Genomic DNA, 23,878 nt, shown 5'->3' with positions numbered 1-23,878 from the left:
CCCCTCATTGGGTGCCCGTCCGGCGATCCATAAGGCGGGTCCTTCGATGCCCCCTACACCCCGCGCTCGGACAGGCGGAGACGGGTCCCCGCTGTCTCCTCCCTGCTTATGGAGCCTTCCTCTCTTGCTTGCCGGGCTCGCTGGATATCGACGAAGAACGCGCGAGAATCTCCATGACCAGTTCCGCCAACTTCTGCGGACTAAAGGGTTTGCTCATATAGTCCATCGCGCCAAGGGAGATCCCCTTTTCATGATTCGCCTGTTCCCCTCGGGCCGTCAACATGACAATCGGGATCCGGGCGGTCATCGGGTTTGCCTTCAGCTTTTCGCAGGCCTCGAACCCGTTCATTTTGGGCATCATCACGTCCAACAGGATCATATCCGGTCTTTGGGTCCGGGCCATCTCGATGGCTTCGAGGCCGTTGCTGGCCTCAAGAACCGCGAGGCCGCACCGACCGAGTTTGATCTTGATCAATTCGCGTACAAATTTTTCATCATCCACCACCAGGACTTTCTTCCCGGCGACCTCGGCGCCTTCGGGGGTCGTCATCGAATCCCTCCGGAGGGTTCGGCCGTCGCCGACGGGTGGGTATATTTCACGACGCAATTCCCGCCCCGCGATCGGGCCTCGTCCAGGGCTTGATTGGCACGGACCATCAGTTGCTCCGGCGTCTCTCCGTCTTCAAAGAAGGTGGCCAGACCGATGCTGATGGTGAAATGTCGGGCCGGGGTCGGGCCGGCGTCGGGCGCTTTGCTCGACGCAAACAGATGCTGTTCGATGATTCCGCGTATCTTCTCTCCCACCAGCACGGCCGAAGGCTTTGTGGTTTCGGTCAGGATAATGGCGAAGGTGCTTCCGCCGCATCGGCAAAGGGGGTTTCCCGCCCGCATGTTTTTCCGCAACAGATTGGCAGTCTCCTGAATCACCCGGTTGCCCGCCTCAACTCCGTGGTCCTCATTGAAGGACTGGAATCGATCCAGGTTAACCAAAAGCAATGAAAAAGTCAGCTGGATTCGAAGCGCCCGGCTTGACTCATCGGCGAGACGGTTCTGCAGGTAGCGTTCGTTGTAAAGACCGGTCAGGCCGTCCACCATGCGGGCCTTGTCGGGATACAACTTCTCGAACTTCCGTATCTCGGTCAACAACGCCTCTCGTAACGATTTACCCTTCTGGATCACCCCTCGGATCTTGGCATTCAGCCGGGCCCGATCTTCCTCGGTCAGGGAGCGGGCCGTGAAGATGATCACCGGAATATTTTTAGCCGTCGGGTGGAGTTTGAGTCGTTCCAGCGCTTCAAACCCGCTGATATCCGGCAACAGGAGGTCCAGGAGGATCAAGTCCGGCTGGATCTCGATCGCCAAATCAATCCCTTCCATGGCCTGCCGGGCCCGGAGCACTCCGTAGCCCTCGGATTCAAGGATGGCGGACATCATTTCAAGGATCTTGGGATCGTCATCGATCACCAGGATATTCACCGGTTTGCGTTTGATTGTGCTGGACAGGTCAAACTTCTTCAGGCTTTCCAGAATCGCCTTGCGGTCGATGGGTTTGGTAAAATAATCGGCGGCTCCCAGGCTGAAACCCAGCTCCCGGTTTTCGATGATCGAAACGATGATGACGGGGATGTCTTTTGTCTCAGGAAGCTGTTTCAATTTTTGGAGGACGCTCCAGCCGTCCTCGCGCGGCAGCATGATGTCCAGGGTAATCGCAAACGGCTTGAGCAGCACCGCCTTCTCCACGGCCTCCTCTCCGTCAGTGGCATGGTCGACATGGTACCCTTCCTGATTGAAGCACAATGTCAGGAGCCGCTCAACGGTGGGGTCGTCTTCGACCACCAGAATGCGTGGCAGCGTGGAAGAGCCGGCCGGGTTGATCTCGGCCGGCCTCCAAGCCGGCAATCGATCGGGTATCGGCAAAGCCGAAGGCTTGGAATCCTCGGTCGCCGGAGCGGGAGGGATTTCCCGGGGAATGGCCGGCGACGCCATGGACGCCCCTTGCATCGGGAGCGTGATGGTGAAGGTGCTGCCGCGCCCGTACTCGCTTTCCACATCGATGCGTCCGCCGATCAGCTCCAGAAACTGCTTGGAGATGGACAAACCTAACCCTGTTCCGGGATAGTCTCGGGAGTAAGAGCCGTCCAGCTGTTGGAAGGCTTCAAAAATTTTCACCTTGTCTTCCGGCCGGATGCCGATCCCGGTGTCCGAAACCGCGATCGCCACGGCCGGCCGGTCGTGCAGCGTCGTAAGCCTTGACCGAACGCGGATCTCGCCACCGGTCGGGGTGAATTTGATCGCGTTGCTTAACAAGTTGAGCAGAATCTGTTTGATTTTTCCCTCATCCGTATAAAGCGAGGCCGCCTCCGGATCCACCCGGGTTTCCAGGCTCACCCCTTTCTTGGCCACCAGGGGGGCGGTGGTCCGTTTGATCCCGTCGATCAAGGAAGCCAGATCGAACGGATGAAAATGGATCTCCATCTTTCCGGATCGTAATTTGGACAGATTGAGCAGATTATTGATGATTTCCAGAAGATGCTGCCCGCTCTCCTGGATGTTCCGGACGTAATCGTCCTGGTCCGGGGTCAGATCTCCCGGGATACGATCCAGCAGGAGTTCCGAAAAACCGAGGATCGAAGTCAGCGGCAATCGGAGCTCATGACTGACGTTGGACAGGAACTCGGACTTCAACCGGTCGATTTCCCGGAGCCGCTCGACCGTCGTGCGCTCGCGCGCGTATAGCGTGGCATTGTCGATGGCGGTGCCCATCTGGTTGCCGATGGAGGACAGCAGTTGGAGATCGGAGGGGATAAACCGCCGCGGGGTCGTGCTGGCAATCGTGAGGGTGGCGACCGTCTGATTTTTGCTGTTCACCGGAATGCAGAGGATCGAACGGCAGCCCCCTTGAACGAGCGGACTGTCCGTATAATCCTGAAGGTCGGCTTCTTCGATCACAACCGCATTCCCGAGCCGGGCCGCTTTCCGAGAAATCGGATCTCCGGGCTCCACCTTGGCGGCGGATCGGACCTGTTCATGGGTGAGTCCCCGATGGGCGATCAGGATCGTCCGGCCTTGCGCGGCGTCCCAGGTGTGGATGATCCCGGTTTCGACATACATCACGTCGAGAATTTTTTCCAATGTCGAGTCCAAGATTTCCTGAAGGTCGAGAGACCGGTTGACGGTCAGGGCGATGGTATTGAGCGCCGACAACTCCTTCGTCCGGTCCGCCACGCGCTGTTCAAGGGTGGTATGGGACTCCTCAAGATGGACGGCCATCCGGTTGAATTCTTCCGCGAGTTGCTCGATTTCGTCGTTCGTCTCGATTTTCAAGCGGTGCCGGAGATTGCCTTTGCCGATCAGTTCGGCGCCGACATGCAGGATGTGCACCGGCTGGAACAGCCGCTTGGACACCGCCAGGGCCAGCAGAACCATCAGACCGATGAGAAGCACGCTCCAAACCGCGACATGGATCAAAAGGGAATGGATGGGCGCGTACAATTCGTTGGGATCCTGACGGGTAAAACTGAACCAGGGCGCCGAACCGGAGCGGGTCAAAATCTGATTTGAACGGTCCAACGGGGCGGTCCCGACGATCGAATTGGTTCCGCCGTGCGCGTCGTTACGGACCAAGGTCCAGTGGGGTTGCTCTGTCTCCGTGATGACCTTCAAAAGTTGGGGATCGGTGACATGCATGCCGGTCGGCAGTATCGGGCAGATCAGGACGCGGCCGTTGCCGTCGATCAGCATGGCATGGCCCGTTTTGCCGAAACGAACCTCTTCGATTCGTGTCTTGAAAAGCTCCTTGATATCGCTGACCAAGATCAAGGCGCCGACAACGCCGTCGGTGGGAGGATCAAGGACAGGGACGCCCATGGTGATCAAAAACCGGTCGGTTTTGGGGTCAGGATTAAGATTTCCGATGTAGGGCTGACCGTTTCCATCCGAGAGGATCTTGTTCCATTCCGTTGTTTCCGACGACAGAAAGGGGGCCCGATCGTTGATGCTGGCCACAAGAGCCCCACGTCGGTCGGTGACGTATAATGCGACACGAGAGGCCTGTCCCTCCTGAAGCGTCAAGGCCTTGGCCAGATAGGCCGATGCCGGGTTGGACAGGATGCGCTCTGAAATTTCCCGGGCGCGGGGGATTTCTTCCCAGTCCTGCCTCGACCGGTTTAACCGTTGCTGAACGGCGGGTTCCGTCAATCCCCGATAGGCCTGATTGGCCCGCGAAACCGCGTTGACGATGTCCGCCCCGGCGGCGGCGTTCGTCAATTCATTGATTTTTCGATCGATCAACAGGTCGGTTTTATTGGCGGCCTCGCGCGCCAGCCCCGCAAAGTTTTCACCCAGGGATTTGCGAAGTTCCACCGTTCCTTTGAGATAGGTTAAGGTCAAGCCCAGGATCACGGGCAGGATTCCGACCAGGACGGTGGCCCCGATCAGCTTTTTGCGTAATCCCGTCTTCCGTTCCGTCCCGCTCATACCCGATACTCCGTCCGATCGCCGGCCCCTGGTAGCGTCCGGGGCAGAGGTCAGGGCCTCCGGAGAGGCGATTCGACCACCACGACGTCCGCAGGCGGCGTGAAAACAAAAAACCGGTCCTTCAGTCCGGTATCGTTTCGGATCCGTGTAAACTGAAACCGCGATTGATTTCCGTTGGCTTCAAATAACGTGAGCCGTGTGATGAAATAGGTCACCGGGTCCACATTCATCAGTAGCTTTGTCAGGCCCGTGTTGGGGTCTTTGGGGATCAGGGTCAGCGCGGGCGGGCCCTGGGGAGGCGGCCGGGTCGGATCGCTCCACTGCACGGTGAAGTCCCGGTCCAGGCGGCCGACACCGCTTAGGAGATGGAGGGGCAATTGGGAATCGGAGATTTCGGCAAAAGGGCTCACGATCACCTGTTTTTGCTCCGGGGTGTAGATCCAGATCTTTTCCTCATTGACGAGGATTTGGTGCCGATTCGGCTCCAGATAATCCCAGCGCAGTTTACCCGGTTTCTTGATGTACACCGTTCCGCGCGAGTTGATCGGTGAATCAAATCCCTCGATCTGAGTGACCTGCTGAAATTCGGCTCTCCAATCGGTGGTTTGTTCGTACGCGGTTTGGATATTCTGGATCAGCCCGGCCAAGAAAGTGTCGCCGACGGGGAGAGGCGCGGCCAAAGCGCGACCGCAGAGTTCAAAAAGTCCGGCCAGCCCCACGAGAAGCATCCCGCGGGATTTTGAATGAAAGAGACTCATCCGAATCATCCGACCGGCTCATCCCGTCGGCTGAGGACTTCCCGAGGCTTGCCACCCACGGCCGGCCCCACGATCCCGTCCTCCTCCATCATCTCGATCATTCGGGCCGCCCGGGGATACCCGACGCGGAGCCGTCGCTGAATCAGGGAGGCCGAAGCCGCGCCGGAGGTGACGACCAGCTCGACCGCTTTTTCATAAAGCTCGTCCCGCTCGTTTGCGTCCGTATCCCCGCCCTCGCTTCCTCCGGCATGGGCCGAGGGTGAGAGGTCGATGTACTGGGGTTTGCCTTGGGATTTGACGTGATCCACAGTCGCGCGGATCTCGTTCTCGGAGACATAGGCCCCGTGAATGCGCGTAATCCGGCCCGTTCCCGGGGCCAAAAAAAGCATGTCGCCTTTTCCCAGCAGCTGCTCCGCGCCGTTGGCGTCCAGAATCGTTCTGGAGTCGGTCTTGGAAGAGACCTGGAAGGAAATCCGGGCGGGAAAATTGGCCTTGATCAGGCCGGTCAAAACATCCACGGAGGGGCGTTGGGTGGCCAGGATCAGATGGATGCCGGCCGCGCGGGCCATCTGGGCCAGGCGCGTTATGGCGTCCTCGATCTCCCGGGACGCGACCAGCATCAGGTCGGCCAGTTCATCCACGATGACGACCAGGTAGGGGAGCGGGGTGTTGGGCGGGGGCGATGGAGCATCGGGGCCTTCTTCGGATCCGATCTCGGTGGTTTTCGTCGCGGGCCCCGCCGGACCGAGGGCCCCCTGATCCCGGAGCTTCTGGTTGTAGCTCTCGATGTTTCGAGCGCCGGCTTCGGCCAAGAGGCGGTAGCGCTGCTGCATCTCGGCCACCAACCGTTGAAATACCTTTGGTGTATCCTTGGCCCGGACGAGAACCGGCGTTTGAAGGTGCGGGATTCCATCGTAGGCCGACAGCTCGAGGAGCTTGGGATCGATCATGATGAACTTGACTTCTTCGGGCGTGGCCGAGTACAGGAGGCTCAAGATCATCGTGTTGAGGGCGACACTTTTACCGGAACCGGTCGCGCCGGCCACCAGGAGATGGGGCATGCCGGCCAGGTCCGCCACGATCGGCGTACCAAAGATGTCCTTGCCTAGGGCGAGGGTGAGTTTGGATTTCGTCGCGGTAAAGGGCTCGGCGGTCAGGATTTCCTTAAGGTAGACATCCTCACGACTGGTGTTGGGAATCTCGATCCCCACCACGGATTTACCGGGCAAGGGGGCCACAATCCGCACGCTCATGGCCCGCATCGCCAGGGCCAGGTCATCCGAGAGGTTGACGATGCGGTTTACCTTGACCCCGGGTGCGGGCTCAAATTCATACATCGTGACGACCGGTCCCGGATGGACTTGCGTCACGCGCCCTTCAATCCCGTAGTCCATCAGTTTCTTTTCCAGGATCTGGGAATTGGCCAGCAGCTCTTCCTTTGAAATCTTGCCGGCCGAAGCGGGCGGATCCTGAAGAAGGGTGAGCGGGGGCAATTCATAATCGCCCGATTCTTTCATGAAGGGCAAATCCGCTTGCTTGGGTGGCGTCTTCGGCGCTTTGGGAGGCGAGGGGGCGTCCACGATTTTAGGTTTTTGGGGCGGCCACTTCTGCCGGATCTTGGTCTCGGTTTTCCATCGGCGGGATTGTTCATGGTAAATGGTCAGTGCGGTCCGTGCCGATTCGAGGGATTGCCTGGATCTCGAGACGATCTTTTTGACGGCGACCCCGGTCCGGTCCATCAGGGTCAGGAGAGAGAGCGAGGTGGTCATGATCAGCGACAAAAGAACCGCGGCCGTCACCAGGATATACGCGCCGAGCGGGGCAAAGTATCCCGATAGCCAATCCGCCGTCAGTTTTCCGACCAAGCCGCCCGCGTGGCCGGCCAGGATCGGCCCGCCCGCCAGCGAGGGCAGGCCGGTCCATAAGAGGTGCAACAGCGCCGTCGACGATGTCAAAAGCAAGACGAAACCGGCGATCCTCCAGCGATGGAACGCGATTGGTCGAGACAGGAGCTTTCGCCAGCCGATCAGGCAGCCGCCAATGGCGAGTAGATAGGCGCTCCCCCCGATGAGCTGAAAAAGCTCGTCGGAAAGGTAGGCGCCCGCTTTGCCGGCGAGGTTGTGGACGAAGGGATTGGAGGAAACGGAGTTTAAAGAAGGGTCGAGCGGATCATACGAAATCAGGCTGACCAACAACAGTAGGCCGAGGGCCAGAAAGAGGACCCCCAGAATCTCGTGACGACGGTTTTCCGATCGGGATGCATGAGCCATTTCACTACAGAACGTATCATAGTTGAGAGGGAATTTCAAACAGTTTATGGACGACGCGGGGTCGGTCTTCGACGGAAGGAGCCCGGTCCGCTTTTATTTTTCTTCCGGAAACGGACGGATGATCCCCGCCGCCATGAGATGGCGGGCGGCGTCGCGCGCTTGCAGGATTCGGCCGGCGGCGGCTTCGAGCAGCTCCCCCGGCGTTCTCGTCAATCGGGCCACACCCTCCTCCTGCGCCTTGAGGGCCGTCGCCACGGCCACGCGCGGAACCGCATTCCACTCTTCCATCCGGGGGAGAATATTCTCCTCGTGAATTCCCCTTTCCTCCGCGAACCGGGCCAGCTCGTGTGCGGCCGCCAGGGCCATCCCTTCCGTGATCGTGCGTGCTCGGACGTCCAAGACCCCCCGGAAGACGGCCGGGAAAACCAGGGAGTTATTGACCTGATTGGGAAAGTCGCTCCTTCCGGTGGCGACGATTTTTGCCCCGGCCTCTTTGGCTTCCCACGGCCAGATTTCCGGGATCGGGTTGGCGCAGGCGAAGACGACGGCTTCGCGGGCCATCGTCCGGATCCATTCGGGGCGCACGACTCCCGGGGCGGAAAAGGCGATCAGGACGTCCGCGCCGCGCATCGCCTCGAAGACGCCGCCCCGGGTGCCCGCCCCGTTCGTTTCCCGGCAGACCCGCCACTTGTCGGAAAAAGTTTCTTGCTTGGCCTCGATGTCTCGACGGCCCTTGTGAAGGACGCTCTGGCTGTCGCAGGCCGTGATATTTCCCGGATCGACGCCGCTGGCCGCGAGCAGCCGATAGACCGACACGTTGGCCGCCCCCATACCGATCATCGCGATCCGAACCTTCCGAATCTCCTTGCCCACGACCTTGAGCGCGTTGAGCAATCCGGCCAGGAGCACCGTGCCGGAGCCCTGCTGATCGTCGTGCCAGACCGGAATGGTCAGCTTTTCCCGAAGCACGTCCAGGATCCGGAAGCATTTCGGCTGGGCGATGTCTTCAAGATTGACGCCGCCGAAGGAGGGCTCCAGCAGTTTCACCGCGCGCACGATCTCGTCCGGATCCTTGGTCCCCAGGCAGATCGGCACGGCGTCGATCCCGCCGAGATACTTAAAGAGCAGGGCCTTGCCTTCCATGACCGGCATGCCGGCCTCCGGACCGATGTCCCCCAGTCCGAGCACCCGCGTCCCGTCCGAGACGACGGCGATGCAATTGGCCCGGTTGGTCAGATCGTAAGCAAGCGGCGGGTCTGCTTGAATCGCCCGGCAGGGGGCGGCAACGCCCGGTGTGTACCAGATTGCGAAATCCTCCGGATTTCGAATCGGGCATTTCGGAAGGATTTGCACCTTCCCCTTGTAAAAGGCATGAAGCCGCAGCGCCTCCCGCGACGGCTGCTCGGCCTTGGCGAGCCACTCTTCTCTGGTTGGCATGCGCAGCCCCCTTTTACCCTGTGTGTGGCAACGGTTCCCGGGATGGACGAAATTGGATCGGCCTGGGAATCACAATGGCGCCCTCGTCGATGTTTCCAAGCACCTCGGCCCGACCGGTCAAATAGAATCGCCCCACGAGGGCTCCGGTCACGGCGTCGAGTTCGTCGCCGTTCATGCTTTTGGCCAGTCCTTTGAGTCCCAGCGTTTCCAGTCCCTTTCGCAGTTTCGGGAGTCCCCCTTGTTTCCGTACGATCGTCCAGACATCCTGGGCCGCGCCGGGATAAATCTCGATGACCGCGTAGCCTTGTTGCAGAAGCCCCTCCTTCAATCGGATGCCGCGCCGGGTGAGGGCCCGCATGGGCCCGAGGGTGATCGGAAAGAAACGGATGCCGCGCTTGAGGAGTTCACGGTCGCAGGGCCGGAAGTGTTTTCCGTTGCGATCCTCAAGGGATGTTCGGCCGGGCGGTAGGTTCAGCGGAGCGTCGATCGCAACGAGGTCCGGCCGGGCGGTTTCGATAAAGCCGAGAATCTCGCTATCGGAGTGCACCGTCGCAAAGGACGCCACGGTCATCCCATGGAGCAAGCATATCCCGGTGTTTCGCCTGGAACGGCCGGCGAGGTCCACCCCCACGACTCGCGTTGTTTTTCTTTTTTTCCCTTGAGATCGAAACCGTTCCACGCCGCTTTCCGCATCCATCTCGATCCGGGTTAGTCGAGAAACTCGATTTTTGTAACAAAGGATCGCACAACGAAGATCTTTTCATTATTGCTCTGCTGTTCGGCTGGAAAAAGAAAGAATCCGGGACGATCGGCGGAATAACCCTGGGTAAATCCATAGAGTTTCTCCTTGTCCTTGAACTGGACGACGACCTTCTTTCCGTAAGGAGACTTTTCACCGCTTGCAAACCCCTTGAGTTTCTGACGGTCCTTCTGCCCCCAGAAATCCTTCACAAAAAAGATCGCTTTGAGCTGGGAAACTGAAATCTCGATCGGTACTGCGCTAACGGGCTGATCCAACAGGTTTAGATGGAAGATATTTTTGTTCGGAAAAATATCGTGAGAGTTGCCTTTGATGATTTGGCCGTCCTGAAAATGGACCACGATTCTTTGATTCATGCGCGTTTCGCCGCTGAAGGGATCCAATGACTGGTGTATTTTTACAAGATCAACTCCGGAGAGTCAATATAATTCGTCCCGCGAGGCTCGGTAGGGCGAGCGAAGGAATCCGGGCCGGTATGAGCGCCTAGCCGCCTTCATGAGCCTTGTCTCTGCCGCGGTCTAATTCAAGCAGGCGATCGGCGAGGCGGGCGAACGCCTCGATCGAGAGCGTCTCGGCCCGGCGCTGGGGATTTTCGGTCGTGATCGCGGCGGCCGAAAGCGCATTTTCAACGGCCTCGGGCGGGAAGCCGGCGTCTTTGAGCGCGTTTCGAAGGGACTTTCGACGATGGGCAAAGCCGGCCCGGACGACCCGAAAGAAAAACGCTTCGTCCTTGACCGCCACGCTCGGCGACCGACGCACCTCGAGACTCAAAACGGCCGAGTCCACACGAGGCTTGGGCCGAAAGCATCCGCGGGGAACGATGAATTCCAGGCGGGGTTGGGAATAATACTGAACCCCGATGGACAACGGGCTGTATTCCCTGCGTCCCTCCCGGGCGACAATCCGGCGGGCCACTTCCAGTTGAACCATGAGGATCATGCGGCTGACATGCGTCCGCAGTTCGAGAAGGCGGAACAACAGCGGCGTGGAAATGGAATACGGAAGGTTGGCCACGACGGCGAACGGGGAAGGCAGATCTTCGAAAGGATAGGTCAATGCATCGGCCTGGATGATCCGGACTTGCGGGGAGCCCCCAAACTGTTTTAATAGATTTCCATGCAGCCGACGATCCAGTTCAATCGCGTAAACCGTTGATCCCGGCTCGCTCAGGGCGCGTGTCAGCGCCCCATGCCCGGGTCCAATTTCGACCACCGTCTCGTCGGGTCGAATGTCCGCGAGCGAGAGAATCTTCCGGACGATATTTTGATCGTGGAGAAAATGCTGGCCGAGCGCTTTGCGCTTTGATCGCATCATGGCGAAGTTTACGGCGGCTTCTGTTCGGGCGGCCGTCCACCCAGCGCCGAGGGGGTGTTCTTCGAAAAGGCGACCGCGAGGCGGATGGCCTCGATCAGGCTGCCCGGATCGGCGATGCCTTTGCCGGCGATGTCGTAGGCCGTTCCGTGATCCGGGGAGGTCCGGACGAACGGAAGGCCCACGGTGACATTCACGGCCCGTCCGAAGCCAAGCAGCTTGATTGGGATCAGCGCCTGGTCGTGATACATCGCGACCAAAATATCGTATTTTCCATCGAAAGCCTGGCGGATCAAGCTGTCGGCCGGAAAGGGGCCGCTGACCGGGATTCCCTGTCGTCGGGCCTGCTCGACAACCGGCCGGATGATCTCCGCTTCCTCATGGCCGAAAAGTCCCCCTTCTCCGGCATGCGGGTTCAGCGCGGCTACGGCCATGCGGGGCCGGCGCAAACCGAAGTACCTCCGGGCGGCCTCGTGGGCCAGCCGGATGGCCGTTCGCACGCATTCCCGCGTCAATCGGTCGGGAAGATTGCGCAGGGCCACATGCGTGGTGGCCAGCAGGATCCGGAGGCCGGGATCTTTTTTGAATCGCGGTGGAGAAACCATCAGCATGCCGACCTCTTTGGCCCCGCACAGCTCCGCCAACAACTCCGTGTGGCCGGGAAAAGGATACCCCGCCGCCTGAAGCCCCTCCTTGCTGATCGGGGCCGTGACGATCCCCGCCACTCGTCGGGCCAGGGCCAATTGAACCGCTTGACGTATCGCCTCGACGGCCGCCTGTCCGCCCGCCGCGGTGGGTCGCCCGGCGGCGAAAGCCGAGAGATCCATCTTGTTCAGGTCGATCACCGAGAGGACTTTTCTTGGAAGGGGGATCGATTCGAGATCGAGAAGCGTTCGGATTTTGCAGGATGATTTTAGGCGTCTCGCGACCCGCTCGAGAACCCCCCGATCTCCAACGACCACCGGCCGGGCGATGCGCTCGATCCGGTTTACGAGGGGCTTCGAGAGGGTCTTGACGATAATCTCCGGACCGATGCCGGCTGGGTCGCCCATCGTGATGGCGATGACAGGCTTCATCACCCCACCGAACTTGCATCGATTTGAAGGAGCCCCCGCTTAAGGAAGCGAGGATCGGGCTTCGCCCGTCCGAGCGCGGGGCGCGGGGGCATCGGAGCACCCGTTTTTGTGTTTAGGCGCACGGGCCCCCGCTTAAGAATGAATCGCGTGTTCGGCATCGGGCTCGACGTGGATGACGACGTCCACCACCTCCGTCATCTCTTTTTTAATCCGGTCCTCGATCTCGTGCACAAGGACGTGGGCCCGCTGGGCGGTCATGTCGGGTTGGACCTGGATGTGACAGTCCACGAAGACATGGTTCTCCAGACCCCGGGTGCGGATGCTGTGACAGGATTTCACTCCCGGAAGCTGCATCGCGATCTCCCGCACCTGGCGGGGATCGACGCAAGAGGCATCGCTTAATACCCGGGAGCTCTCGAACAGGATTTGAAAACCCGTTCTTCCGATAAATCCCGCGATCACGAGGGCCATGATCGGGTCCAGCAGGGGAAGCCCCATCGGCACGGCGGCGAGGCCGATTAAAACGGAAAGGGAGGAATAGACGTCGCTTAAAGTGTGCATCGAGTCGGCGTGAAGAATCTCGCTCTTCAACTCAGCGGATTTTCTTTGCTCATACCGCGTCACCAGCAGGTTGACCCCGATGGTGGTCAGCATTACCGCGAAGCTGATCCACGTCACGTGCGGGACGCTCGGATGGGTTAAGCGGTCGTAACCGCCCTCCAGGATCCTGAAGCAGGCCAGAAACAGAAAGACCGAGATCGCGAAGGCCGCGAAGGTCTCGAATTTTCGATGGCCGTAGGGATGCGCCTCGTCGGGCGGGTGCGCCGCGGCCCACATGCCGATCAGCCCGATCACATTCGAGGCTCCGTCGAACATCGAGTGGAGGCCGTCGGCCCACATGCTGAGGGTCCCGGTCCATTGGCCGTAGATCAGTTTGATTGCGGCGACCAGAATGTTCAAAACCAGGATGGACCACAGGACGTTTTGAATTTCGCGATCTCGGGAAGCTTGCATCGAACCCTTTGCGCATCCTATAGAATGTTAAAGACGGCCATTACTTGAAACGTCCCTTTCGATGAGCGGGCAAGAACGCGCGAACCGTCTCCGGGTGGAACGCCATGCCCGAGCCCTCATGCAGTATATCGACCGCGACATCCTCCGGGCGGTCGTTTCGGTGGTACCGATCCGAGGCGGTGGCGTCCCGGCCGATTCCAGCGGTTCAACATTTTCCACAATCTGCGGCCCAGGGATGGCGTTTCGAAGCGGACAGATTACCCAAACACATACAGGATGTACGTAATGTAAAAGACCACGCAACCGATCAGGTGAATGGGACGCCAGCGGTTCCAAAGTTGGATGATACCGTATAGCACAAAGGCGGACAGGATCGCAAGTCCGGCGCTGGCCAGACCGTGGCGGTCCAACTGCCAGGATGTCCCGGTGAGTCCTACCGATACGGGAAAGGTGCTTTGAAAAACCATCGCCCCGGTGATGTTGGCCACCGCCAGCGTGTCTTTTCGCCGCGCGATCCAGATCAGGCTGTTGAAGCACTCGGGAAGCTCTGTCGCGATCGGGGTAATGATCAGCGACAGGATGAGGGGAGAAACCCCGATGATCTGGGCTAAGCGTTGCATGCCTTCGACAAAGAAGTACGCGCCGCTGATGACGAGGCCGAACCCCAGCGCCACCTGGGCCAGGATCAAGACCGTCGGGGGGTGCTCCCGGATTCGGATCAGGCCTCGGGAAAGGATCAAGGGCTCCAGGTCTTCCCCGGTGCTCCCCTCTTTGGCGAGCAGCCGTCTCAGGTAAACAAGGTACAGTACGACCAGGGTCGCCGCCCCGGCGGAGTGAATCCATCGGCCCGATGCCCCGAGGGGAAGGAGCGCCATCAGCACGGCGAGTCCATAAGCGGTCAGAAAAAACTCCAGGTCGATCCGGACCAAGGAAACGTTGAGGGGGATTGCGGTCGTCCGTTTTCCCATGGAGGAGAAAAGGAGGACGCCGAGTCCCAAGAGAGGGAGGGCCAGGCAGGCGAGCATAAAGGGGGCGCCGAGAATCGCTCCGATGCCGATCGCTTCGCGCGATTTGCCGTCGCCGAAGAAAATCGCCATGACGGGGACCATGGTTTCCGGCATGGCCGTGCCCACACCGGCTAAAACGCTTCCCACCACCCCTTCCGAGAGGCGAAGGCGTTTTCCAACCCATTCCACGCCGTTCGTAAACAGATACGCTCCACCCAGGATGACCAGCAGGCCCAGAAACAATTGGGCGATCACGAGGAGGCTCCGGCCGAACCGGGTAGAGGATTGCGGGAAGTGGGGTTCAGCGTTTCTTCCAATTCATCCATGATCTGCCGGAGCGGCAGACCGGTTTCCTGGGCGATCCGTTTGCAGTCTTGGTATTCCGGGAGTCGTTTTTGTTGGCCGCCGGAACGTGTGACGACCTTGACCTGAACGGGTCCGAAACGGGTCTCGACCTTCTGGGAACCGCGGGGTAGTTTGCGACGCTGGACATCGATCTGCCGGATCCCCAATGTGGTTGTTTCCTGGAACACGATCTCCGATAGGGTTGTGGCTTGGTGCTGTTCCGCCAGGACGCTCAATAGAATGCCGGGACGTCCCTTTTTCATCGTGATGGCCGTCAGGTAAACATCGAGCGCACCGGCCGTAAAAAGTCGTTCCATCAGGTGTTCGTATACTTGGGGATTCAGATCGTCGATGTTGGTTTCCAGAAGAATCATCCGCTCGGCGTGGGTGACTTGGCGGGATTCGCCCACCAGCATCCGAAGCATGTTCGGCCAGTTAGTGAATTCGCGGCTGCCCGCGCCGTAGCCGACTTTCTGGAGACGCATTTCGGGAAAAGGCCCTCCGGCCGTTACCAGCGTCGTGATTATCGCGGCCCCGGTCGGGGTGGTCAACTCATGCGGAGGCCCGCTGGAATAGACCGTGAATCCGCGGACCAATTCCGCCGTGGTGGGGGCCGGGACTTGAACTTTTTGGCCATGCACGTCGACCAGTCCGCTGCCCAGATTCAACGACGAGGCCATGACCTCGTCGATCCCCATCAGGCTCAAGCCGAGGACGCAGCCGACGATGTCGATCAGCAGATCGATGGCCTGGTTGGCTTGAAAGCGCAGGCCCTTGGCCGAACCGTGGGCCTTAATCTCGGCCTTGATCCACCGTTCCAAAATCGCCGCGACCGTTTTTTTGGTCGAATCATCGAGCCGGCTGTGCCGGATGACATTCTCCAGCTCGCGAATTTCATAGGATTTTTGCTTCTGGGGTTGGACATTCACGTCCACTTTGGTTCCGATAAAAGGTCCCCGCTGGGCCGAACGGGTTTTAAGTTCGAAGCCTTTAATGGGAAGGGGGTTCAGCCGCTCCTTGAGACGGGAAAGCTCCAGTCCCGCATCCACCATCGCGCCCAGAATCATATCGCCGCTAACCCCTGAGAAACAGTCGAAATAGGCAATCTTCATATGACCTCGCCTGGCTATGTATGCCCGCGGCCACGGCTCCTAGCGGAGCGCCCGGCCGACCTTCATCATTCGGTGGGCCACAACCGCCGCTCCGAATCCGTTGTCGATGTTCACCACCGCCACCCCGGCGGCGCAGGTGTTGAGCATGGTCAAGAGCGCGGCCACGCCCCCGAAGCTGGCCCCGTATCCGACGCTGGTCGGCACGGCCACGATCGGTTTATCCATCCAGCCGCCGATCACGCTGGGCAATGCCCCGTCCATTCCGGCCACGACGATCAGGACGCCGGCCGCCTCGATGCGGGAACGGTGATTCAAAAGACGGTGGAGCCCGGCCACGCCCACGTCGTAGATCGTGTCGGCGCGGTGGCCGAGAAACTCGGCGGTGACCTTCGCTTCTTCGGCCACGGGGATATCCGCCGTTCCGGCCGTGAGGATCAGTATCCCTCCGGTTGCGGCCGGGCGGCGTGACCGGATTGATCGGCTTCGTTTTTGGATGGTAATCGTGCGGGCCGCATCATGGTAAACCGCTCTCGAATCGATCCGCTTGACGGCTTGAAATAATTGCGGAGTCGCCCGGGTGGCCAGGACCGGACTATCGATCGCGACCATTCGTCGAATGATCGCCAGGACCTGCTCCGGGCGCTTGCCCTCGCAGAAGATCACCTCGGGATGTCCTTGTCGGAGCGTGCGGTGGTGATCGATGGCCGCAAACCCCAGCGCTTCATAGGGCAGGTGCCGAAGCCGCTTGATGGCCGCATCCACCGAAAGAGTTCCCTTCTTTACTTGGACCAGCATTTTCCGTGTGTCTTCCGAATTCATGGATTATTTTTCTTCGACGATGGGATACGCGATACTGGTGACATGGTGATTGATCCGGACCAGGTTGGTTAAGACGTCGAGATGGATCGCGCTGGTCTCGATCGATTCCGCGAGGCCTGCACGCAAGCGCTGGATATGTGCGGCCCGAAGCTCGCGTTCAAGATGTTTAATTTCGTCCTTGGTCTGGATCACCCGCTGGGCCAGTTCCGGGTCGTGGCTTGCAAAAGCCGAGATCACCCGTTCCAGGTTTTGGCCCACCCGGGTGTGAAGTTCGACGATTTCCTTCAGTCCTTGATCGGAGAAACGCAGACCCTTGTAGATTTTCTTCTTGGCCAGTTCCATTAAATTGCGATCGATGATGTCTCCGATCGTTTCCAGATCACTGGTCAGGGTCAAAAGGTCCACTTCGCGCGCCGATTGGTCCTCCGTCAGCGATTTCGCGGACACCTTGGTGATGTAGAGTTTAATCTCCCGGTTTAACGCGTCCACCCAGTCGTCTTTCCGTTCGATCTGTTCCAGGGCCTCCTGATTATCCTCGGTGAAGACCAGAATCGTATCTCGATACATGTCCCGGACGATATCCGACATCCGAAGGGCTTCCCGCGTGGCCTGACCCAGAGCCAGGGCCGGGGTATCCACAACATGCGGGTCCAGGTATTTCGGCCGTGAACTTTCTTCCAACGAAGGTCTTTCGGGAACCAGCCAGGCTACGAGCCGGGCGAACGGAACGGTGAACGGCAGAAAAAGGAGGGCGATTCCGAGATTGAACAAGGTATGGGCGTTCGCAATCTGACGCACGATGTCATCGGAGGACTGGGCAATGAAGCTCTCGAACGGCTGTAGAAACGGGAAAATCAGGACGACGCCCAGCAGTTTGAATAGGATATGCGCCAGGGCGACGCGTCGGGCCTCCGCGGTGGTGCCCAGGCTGGCCACCCAGGCGGTGGCGCAGGTCCCCACATTGGCTCCCAGGATGAGGGGGATGGCCGAGGCCAGCGGCATCAGTCCCTGAGTGGCAAAAGCGATCGCAATACCGATGGTGGCGGCGCTGCTGGAGAGCAATGCGGTTATCGCGGCCGAGATCAAAATCCCCCATACCGGAACCGTCGCGACGCCGGACAGCACTTGACGCATCAAATCATTATCCCTGAGCGGGGCCATGCCCTCCGACAGGAGCTTCAAGGCAAAGAAGATCAGACCGAAACCGAAAAGGACCGTGCCAACCAATTTGATTCGATGTTGTTTGCTGAAAAAGTAAAGGGCAAAGCCGATCGCGAGAACGCCCAGGGCGTAATCGCTGATCTGGAAGGCGATCAATTGGACGGTGAAGGTGGTGCCGATGTCGGCGCCCAGGATCAATGAAACCGTCTGAGAGAGCGTCATCAGTCCGGCGCTGGTAAAGCCGACCAGCATCACTGTGGTCGCGCTGCTGCTTTGGATCACGGCCGTAATGAAGGCGCCCGTCGCCAGTCCGAGAAACCGGTTCTGGGTGAAGGTGGCCAGGATCGATCGGAGGCGGGCCCCGGCCAGTCCTTGCAATCCGTCACCCGCCCATTGAAGGCCATGGAGCAAAATGGCGACCCCGCCCAGCAGGCTGAACAGCATCAGGGTGGTCAAACGCGAGCTCCTTTCCTATTAATATAGTATATAGGAACCCCGGGAATGAGAACGCAAGCCCATGGAGCCCGGATTAACGGATTTCATCGCCCACGGCGCTTTCCATCAAATCCGTTACGGCCCAATGTGGATTTTTGCCCTCGAACAGGACGGAGTAAATTTGTTGGACGATGGGCATCCGGACACCGTGCTTTTGAGCCAGGTCATGAGCGGCCCGCGTGGTTTGGAGGCCTTCGGCGACCATCTTCATGTCTTTTAGAATATCGGGGAGTTTCATTCCCCGACCGATTTGATATCCCACGGTTCGGTTCCGGCTCAGGGCTCCCGTCGACGTCAGGATCAAATCCCCCAGTCCGGACAGGCCGGAAAACGTCTTCGGGTCGGCACCCAGAGCCTGTCCTAGCCGAATGATCTCGGCCAGCCCTCTTGAAATAAGCGCGGCCCGGGTATTGTAGCCGAAGCCCAGGCCGTCGGCGCCGCCGGCGGCCAATGCGATCACATTCTTGAGAGCCCCGCCGAGTTGCACGCCGAGGATGTCCGTCGTCGTGAAGGCCTTAAAGTAGGGCGTGGTAAAGAAAGGTTGCAACCGAACGGCCAAGTCGTGGTTCTTGGCCGCAAGCGAGACGGCGGTCGGCTGGCGCAGACAGACCTCCTTGGCAAAACTGGGACCGGAAAGGGCGGCGATGTTGGAAGGAGAAGTCGGAAGCACCTCCTCCATGATCTGGGACGTTAACAAAAGCGTGTCGTTCTCGATGCCCTTTGTTCCGCTGATGACGGGTGTCTCTTCGGGAAGAACCGGTCCAAGCTTCACCAGAACCGAACGGGCCAGATGGGAAGGGACCGCAAAAAGCACCACCCGTGCACCCTTGACCGCCTCCTCCAGGGATGAAGTCGCTACAATCCGCTGCGAGAGCGCCACCCCGGGAAGAAATAAGAGATTCTCGTGCTGTTCATTAATATTTGCAACGAGTTCCTTTTCATAAACCCAGATCGTTACCTCGTACCCTCGATCGGCCATGAGAAAGGCCAGGCCCGTGCCCCAGCTTCCGCCGCCGATCACGGCAATCTTTGTGGACATGTGGACGGCCTTTAAATGAAGTTTGTTCGCGTCAGAATTTTTTTTAATTATAACGTGTTATGAAAAAGACTGTCAAGCCGATGACCCGCGGATCGGCTTGATGGCCTCCATGATCTGTGGTATAGTGAGACCGGATTAGGGAGCATTATGGGGGAAAGCCTCGCTTATAACCTCTCGACGGCTTTGGTTCTGGGTCTGATCATCGGGAGTTTTTTAAATGTCTGTATTCATCGCCTACCACGAAATGAATCACTGATTACCCCCTCTTCACGCTGTCCTTCCTGCCAGCATCCGGTTCGCTGGTGGGACAACATCCCCGTCGTCAGTTTTTTGATTCTGGGAGGCCGATGCCGGGACTGTGGTCGATCGATTTCTTGGCGATATCCGGTCATCGAGTTTGTGAACGGGATCGCCTACGTTCTGCTGGTTTGGCGATTCGGCATCGGAGGGCCGGCGTTTGTTTACGGGGTCCTGTTTTCGGCGCTGTTGGTGATCACGTTTATTGATCTCGATCACCAGATCATTCCGGATCGGATCACTCTGCCCGGGATGGTCGTGGGTTTGGTCGCCTCCGCGGTTATCCTCCCCATCGGGATTTGGGATGCCGTGATCGGTTTGCTGTTGGGCGGCGCGCTGTTTTATGGGGTCGCCGTGGCCAGCGGGGGAGGAATGGGAGGCGGAGACATCAAACTCATTGCGATGATCGGGGCCTTTCTCGGTTGGAAGGAGGCGTTATTGACCATTTTCATCGGCGCGCTGGCGGGTTCCGCGATCGGACTGTTCCTCATGGCCTTCAAAGGGAAGTCCAGAAAATATCCCGTTCCTTTCGGTCCATTTTTAAGTTTGGGTGCCGTGATCTCTCTTTTTGCCGGCCAGGCGATCTGGAACTGGTACCAACATCTGGGCGCGTTTTAATGCGACCGGAGGGATGGCCGCGGTTTTTTCGGTTCTCAGATGAACGTCTGAAGGGTCGGGGGTGCGGGTGTTAACTCAACTCGTTCGATTGTCCGCGGTGTTGCTGCTTCTGTTTGCCGGGCTGTGGGGGATTCACGCCGCCGTTCTGCTTCAGACCGCAAATCGGTATCGGATGGAAGAGGCCACCCGCTACCTCATCGCGGTCACCCAGACCCTGGCAACCGAAATCCGGAACGCCGAGCGGACCGCACGGACCGATTCCGCTTTTCTCCAAAAACTGGCCAAACGGTATGGGGCCTACCGTCTCTCGATCATGGATCGTGAGGGACGATTATTGCTGGACACCTCCGGTCCGGACCGCATCGGATCCTCGAGCCCTTTCCAGGGAATAACCCCTCGCCAATTTGAGGAGATCTTGGGGGGTGAAAATTTTTTGAGAATTCCGGTTTCGGATTCGTCCGGAACACCGATCCTGTCGTATTTCATTCCGCTTCAAGATCCGGACCCGAGCCGTGTCGGCGTGCTCCGAGTGGATTTGGGACTGCGGCCGTTGGACGCCGGGGGCGCGGCGGCGACGACCACCTTGCTTCTGAAAGTGGGCGGTGTGACCATCATCGGTGTGATGGTTTTTTACTCGATCCGGATCGTGATTCGGAATCGTCGGTCCGGCGCCGAAGCTTCGGGCCCATCGGGGGAAACGGCCTCGATGATCGGGACATTTCACGGATTGGTTCGTCAACTCAAGGAGAAAGAACAGGAGTTAAACCATTTGAGAACTCGGGCCGAGGAGCGGGCGGAGGAGATTGAAGGTTACAATGAGAACATCCTTCAAAGCGTGGCCAGCGGTGTCATCACGTTTAATCCCGAGCGTGTCATCACCACCTTCAACCATGCGGCCGAGCGGATTTTAGGGCAGTCGGGTTCGGCGGCGGTGGGTAAAACCTGTGAGGAGGTGTTCGGTGTACAGAGCAGCGTCGTTCATCTGCTGGATCAAGCGCTGGACCATCAGGCCACGATCACGCGTCAGGAACTCGAATTGACCCGTCCAAATTCCGGCGGCTCGAGTCCGCAACGGATCTGGGTCGGAATCAGCACGTCGTTGCTGCGGGATCGTCAAAATGAAGTGATCGGTACCACCTTTGTCTTCACGGATCTCACCGAGATCAAGAGTTTGCAAGAGCAGGTGGAACTCAAGCGGCGCCTGTCCGTTTTGGGGGAAATGTCCGCCGGAATCGCGCACGAGTTCCGGAATTATATGGGGAGCGTGATGGGGTTCACGAAATTGCTTTCGAAGAAACTTCCATCATCCGAGGCCGGTCCCGATGCCGGGCAGGAGATGGTCGCTTCCATCATGCGGGAGTTGACCGCGATGAATCAGCTGATCGAACAGTTGTTGAGTTTCGGCCGACACGACGAACTGCACCTTGAGCCTGTGGCGCTCGAGCCGCTGATCCGTCGGCTTCTGGACCACCTGTTTGTCCAGACCAAGACGATCAAACCCTCCCTGGAAATCGCGATCCCGAACGATCTTCCGGAGGTGCGGATGGACGAGGTATTGATGCGTCAGGCCATCGGAAATCTTCTCCAGAACGCCATGGACGCCATGCCGCAAGGCGGGACATTGGAGATTCGGGCCATGATGCTCGACCATCATTCTGATTTCCGTTTGGGATACCGGCGCCATCGAAAGGAACTGTCGCTTGATATCCGAGATACCGGGATCGGCATTCCCAAGGATAAACTCGAAAGGATCTTCCTCCCTTTTTTCACCACCAAAGTGAAGGGGACCGGGATGGGGCTGGCCCTGGTCCACAAGATTGTCCTGTCGCATGGGGGCCGGATTGAAGTCAACAGTGAAGAGGGCCGCGGAACAACCTTTCGCATTCTCCTCCCGCTGATGGAGGTGGGGTGATGGCGGTCATTTTGGTGGTCGAAGACAAGGAAAGCATGGCCCAGATGCTGAGCCAAGCGCTGCAGGCCGAGGGGCATCAGGTGATCGTGGGGCGCGATGGACGGGAGGGTCTCGAAAAATTCAAGGAGTCCAAGGTGGATCTGGTCGTGTCCGATCTCAAGCTTCCGCACAAGTCTGGGCTGGAAGTGCTGGAAGTGGTCAAGGAACATAATCCATTGATTCCGGTAATCCTGATGACGGCCTACGGGACGATTGAGACGGCCGTCAAGGCTGTGAAAGAAGGAGCGTACGATTTCATCACAAAACCTTTCGATCCGGACCATCTGATTCATTTGATCAATAAGGCGTTGGAGAAGCAACGACTTGTCACGGAGAATCTCATTCTGCGTGAAGAGTTCTCCAAGCATCTAAAATTGCCCAAGATCATCGGCAAGAGCCCGAAAATGCTGGAGGTGGTCGGCAAGGTTCAAAAGGTGGCCGCCAGTCACACGACGGTGCTGCTGCTCGGGGAGTCCGGAACCGGTAAAGAGTTGTTCGCACGGGCCGTTCATTATTTAAGCCCCCGAAAGGAGGGGCCCTTTGTGGCGATCAACTGCGCCGCCATCCCGCGCGACTTGTTGGAAAGCGAACTGTTCGGACATGAGCGGGGCGCTTTTACCGGTGCCGTGGTCCGAAAGATGGGGAAGTTTGAATTGGCGAATCAGGGAACCATCTTTCTGGACGAGATCGGAGACATGGACCTCGCCCTCCAGGCGAAACTGCTTCGGGTTCTGGAGGGCGAGGAATTTATGCGGGTGGGCGGTACGGTCAAGATCAAGGTGGATGTCCGGGTGATTGCAGCGACCAACAAAGATCTCCAGGCCGCGATCAGCCAGAAGCTGTTCCGTGAAGATCTCTATTACCGTTTGGCCGTTTTTCCCGTCACGATTCCTCCCCTGAGAGCGCGCGCGGAAGACATTCCGGCTTTGGTGGAGCATTTCGTGGGTTTCTATTGCCAGGAGCTGAAGAAGGAACCCAAGGAAGTGGCTCCGGCTTCGATGGAATTATTAATCAAGCATCCATGGACGGGCAATGTCCGTGAACTCCAGAACTGCATCGAACGGGCCGTGATTTTAAGCGATGGCCGAGTCCTCCTGCCGGAACATTTGGGGCTCCGCGTCAAGGCGACGGATGAAACCGGCTTGGCGGATCTTCAGACGGAGGGATCGCTTCAGGAAGTCAGCCACGCCGCCACCCAATTTGCCGAGTCAAGGATGATCCGGAAGGTTTTAAAAGAAACCGGCGGGAATAAGTCCCGCGCGGCCGAGATTTTGAAGGTCAGTTATAAAACCCTTCTGACCAAGATCAAGGATTACGGGATCGAGGGTTAGCGTTTTTGAGAGTCGGCATCGCGGGAAAAAAGGATGTCCGTTTAAATCTGGAGCCCAGATAAAAGCGGGGTACCCATGAAGGTCGTCTTCGCGGTATTGGCGGATGGCGCGAACATCACTCGGGATGGCAAACTCAACATCCTGGGGGTCTTTGATTCCATCCAGGCTCAGCAGTTCCCGATTACCCATCCCCAGATGCAGCTGGTGATGCGGTTTGAGGCCGATCGGGCCGAAGGGGGCCGGACAAAGAAAGTCGAGGTGCAGCTCATGGATGAAGACGGCCAAAAATTGCTCGTCCTGGGCGGTGACTTTACTCTCGGACCAGGCCGGCCGGGAGTGACGATCGGATCCAACCATATTCTGACGATCAACATGATGAAGTTTGAACATCCCGGCGATTATGAATTCAAGATTTTGATCAATGACGAGCTCAAAGCGGAAATTCCGTTGAAACTGCTTCAGCCCACTCCCCCGCGAAATGAAGTCTCTGGATAGTCCGGTAGCCTGGCCTCGGGCCGATTAAATTTCTTGAAAAAACGAAATCCTTGAAGTATAGTAAGGCCGCGTTACAGGGAAATTCCGCAGCAGTCCCTTACCAGTC

19 protein-coding genes are annotated in these 23,878 nt (G+C 58.6%); 4 read left to right on the top strand and 15 right to left on the bottom strand.

Annotated elements, in window-relative coordinates; translation table 11 throughout:
• Positions 1-106 precede the first annotated feature (106 nt).
• From VMN77_02195 to VMN77_02125, 15 genes are all read right to left on the bottom strand, one after another.
• On the bottom strand, positions 107-550 hold the full coding sequence (locus VMN77_02195) for a response regulator (protein HTN42589.1): 444 nt from the start codon (positions 548-550) through the stop codon (positions 107-109).
• Positions 547-4,476 (bottom strand): response regulator, encoded by a 3,930-nt coding sequence (locus VMN77_02190; GenBank protein ID HTN42588.1) that lies wholly within the window; start codon positions 4,474-4,476, stop codon positions 547-549. Before VMN77_02190 ends, VMN77_02195 begins: the two co-directional genes overlap by 4 nt.
• A gap of 50 nt (positions 4,477-4,526) precedes the next feature.
• Complete coding sequence (locus tag VMN77_02185) at positions 4,527-5,234, bottom strand: outer membrane lipoprotein carrier protein LolA (protein HTN42587.1); 708 nt, start codon at positions 5,232-5,234, stop codon at positions 4,527-4,529.
• A gap of 5 nt (positions 5,235-5,239) precedes the next feature.
• Positions 5,240-7,504: a DNA translocase FtsK gene (locus VMN77_02180; GenBank protein HTN42586.1), complete on the bottom strand. Its 2,265-nt coding sequence runs from the start codon at positions 7,502-7,504 to the stop codon at positions 5,240-5,242.
• Positions 7,505-7,597: 93 nt separating this feature from the next.
• A complete protein-coding gene (locus VMN77_02175) occupies positions 7,598-8,941 on the bottom strand; it encodes an NADP-dependent malic enzyme (GenBank protein ID HTN42585.1) in 1,344 nt (447 codons plus the stop codon).
• Between the two features lie 13 nt (positions 8,942-8,954).
• Positions 8,955-9,638: a DUF429 domain-containing protein gene (locus VMN77_02170; protein ID HTN42584.1), complete on the bottom strand. Its 684-nt coding sequence runs from the start codon at positions 9,636-9,638 to the stop codon at positions 8,955-8,957.
• 11 nt (positions 9,639-9,649) lie between these two features.
• Positions 9,650-10,057, bottom strand: coding sequence for a hypothetical protein (locus VMN77_02165; protein HTN42583.1), 408 nt, complete (start codon positions 10,055-10,057; stop codon positions 9,650-9,652).
• Between the two features lie 127 nt (positions 10,058-10,184).
• Positions 10,185-11,015 carry a 16S rRNA (adenine(1518)-N(6)/adenine(1519)-N(6))-dimethyltransferase RsmA gene (gene rsmA / locus VMN77_02160; protein ID HTN42582.1) on the bottom strand — a complete coding sequence of 277 codons (831 nt, stop codon included), beginning with the start codon at positions 11,013-11,015 and terminating at the stop codon, positions 10,185-10,187.
• An 8-nt stretch (positions 11,016-11,023) separates the two neighbouring features.
• Positions 11,024-12,088, bottom strand: a complete 1,065-nt coding sequence (gene pdxA, locus VMN77_02155; protein ID HTN42581.1) for a 4-hydroxythreonine-4-phosphate dehydrogenase PdxA — start codon at positions 12,086-12,088, stop codon at positions 11,024-11,026.
• Positions 12,089-12,220: 132 nt separating this feature from the next.
• Positions 12,221-13,102: a cation diffusion facilitator family transporter gene (locus VMN77_02150; protein ID HTN42580.1), complete on the bottom strand. Its 882-nt coding sequence runs from the start codon at positions 13,100-13,102 to the stop codon at positions 12,221-12,223.
• A 257-nt stretch (positions 13,103-13,359) separates the two neighbouring features.
• Positions 13,360-14,364: a sodium:calcium antiporter gene (locus VMN77_02145; protein ID HTN42579.1), complete on the bottom strand. Its 1,005-nt coding sequence runs from the start codon at positions 14,362-14,364 to the stop codon at positions 13,360-13,362.
• Positions 14,361-15,566 carry a nickel pincer cofactor biosynthesis protein LarC gene (gene larC, locus VMN77_02140; protein ID HTN42578.1) on the bottom strand — a complete coding sequence of 402 codons (1,206 nt, stop codon included), beginning with the start codon at positions 15,564-15,566 and terminating at the stop codon, positions 14,361-14,363. Before larC ends, VMN77_02145 begins: the two co-directional genes overlap by 4 nt.
• Positions 15,567-15,605: 39 nt before the next feature.
• Positions 15,606-16,385 carry a nickel pincer cofactor biosynthesis protein LarB gene (gene larB / locus VMN77_02135; GenBank protein ID HTN42577.1) on the bottom strand — a complete coding sequence of 260 codons (780 nt, stop codon included), beginning with the start codon at positions 16,383-16,385 and terminating at the stop codon, positions 15,606-15,608.
• A 3-nt stretch (positions 16,386-16,388) separates the two neighbouring features.
• The gene (locus VMN77_02130) at positions 16,389-18,002 is read right to left on the bottom strand and encodes a Na/Pi cotransporter family protein (GenBank protein HTN42576.1); all 1,614 of its coding nucleotides are present in this window, start codon (positions 18,000-18,002) and stop codon (positions 16,389-16,391) included.
• 73 nt (positions 18,003-18,075) lie between these two features.
• Entirely contained in the window at positions 18,076-19,080 is a 1,005-nt protein-coding gene (locus VMN77_02125; protein HTN42575.1) for an NAD(P)H-dependent glycerol-3-phosphate dehydrogenase, read from the bottom strand.
• Between the two features lie 147 nt (positions 19,081-19,227).
• On the opposite strand from VMN77_02125, the gene VMN77_02120 reads away from it, so the two are divergent.
• The 4 genes from VMN77_02120 (at position 19,228) to VMN77_02105 (ending at position 23,772) form a co-directional block, all read left to right on the top strand.
• Positions 19,228-19,995, top strand: a complete 768-nt coding sequence (locus VMN77_02120) for a prepilin peptidase (protein ID HTN42574.1) — start codon at positions 19,228-19,230, stop codon at positions 19,993-19,995.
• Between the two features lie 61 nt (positions 19,996-20,056).
• A complete protein-coding gene (locus VMN77_02115) occupies positions 20,057-21,907 on the top strand; it encodes an ATP-binding protein (protein ID HTN42573.1) in 1,851 nt (616 codons plus the stop codon).
• Positions 21,907-23,277, top strand: a complete 1,371-nt coding sequence (locus tag VMN77_02110) for a sigma-54 dependent transcriptional regulator (protein ID HTN42572.1) — start codon at positions 21,907-21,909, stop codon at positions 23,275-23,277. Before VMN77_02115 ends, VMN77_02110 begins: the two co-directional genes overlap by 1 nt.
• A gap of 75 nt (positions 23,278-23,352) precedes the next feature.
• Entirely contained in the window at positions 23,353-23,772 is a 420-nt protein-coding gene (locus VMN77_02105; GenBank protein ID HTN42571.1) for a hypothetical protein, read from the top strand.
• Positions 23,773-23,878: the final 106 nt, after the last annotated feature.

The organism is Nitrospiria bacterium, assembly GCA_035498035.1.
GTDB lineage: Bacteria > Nitrospirota > Nitrospiria > JACQBZ01 > JACQBZ01 > JACQBZ01.
Note: the sequence above shows the minus strand (reverse complement) of the source record. Positions and strands in the feature narration are given on the sequence as shown.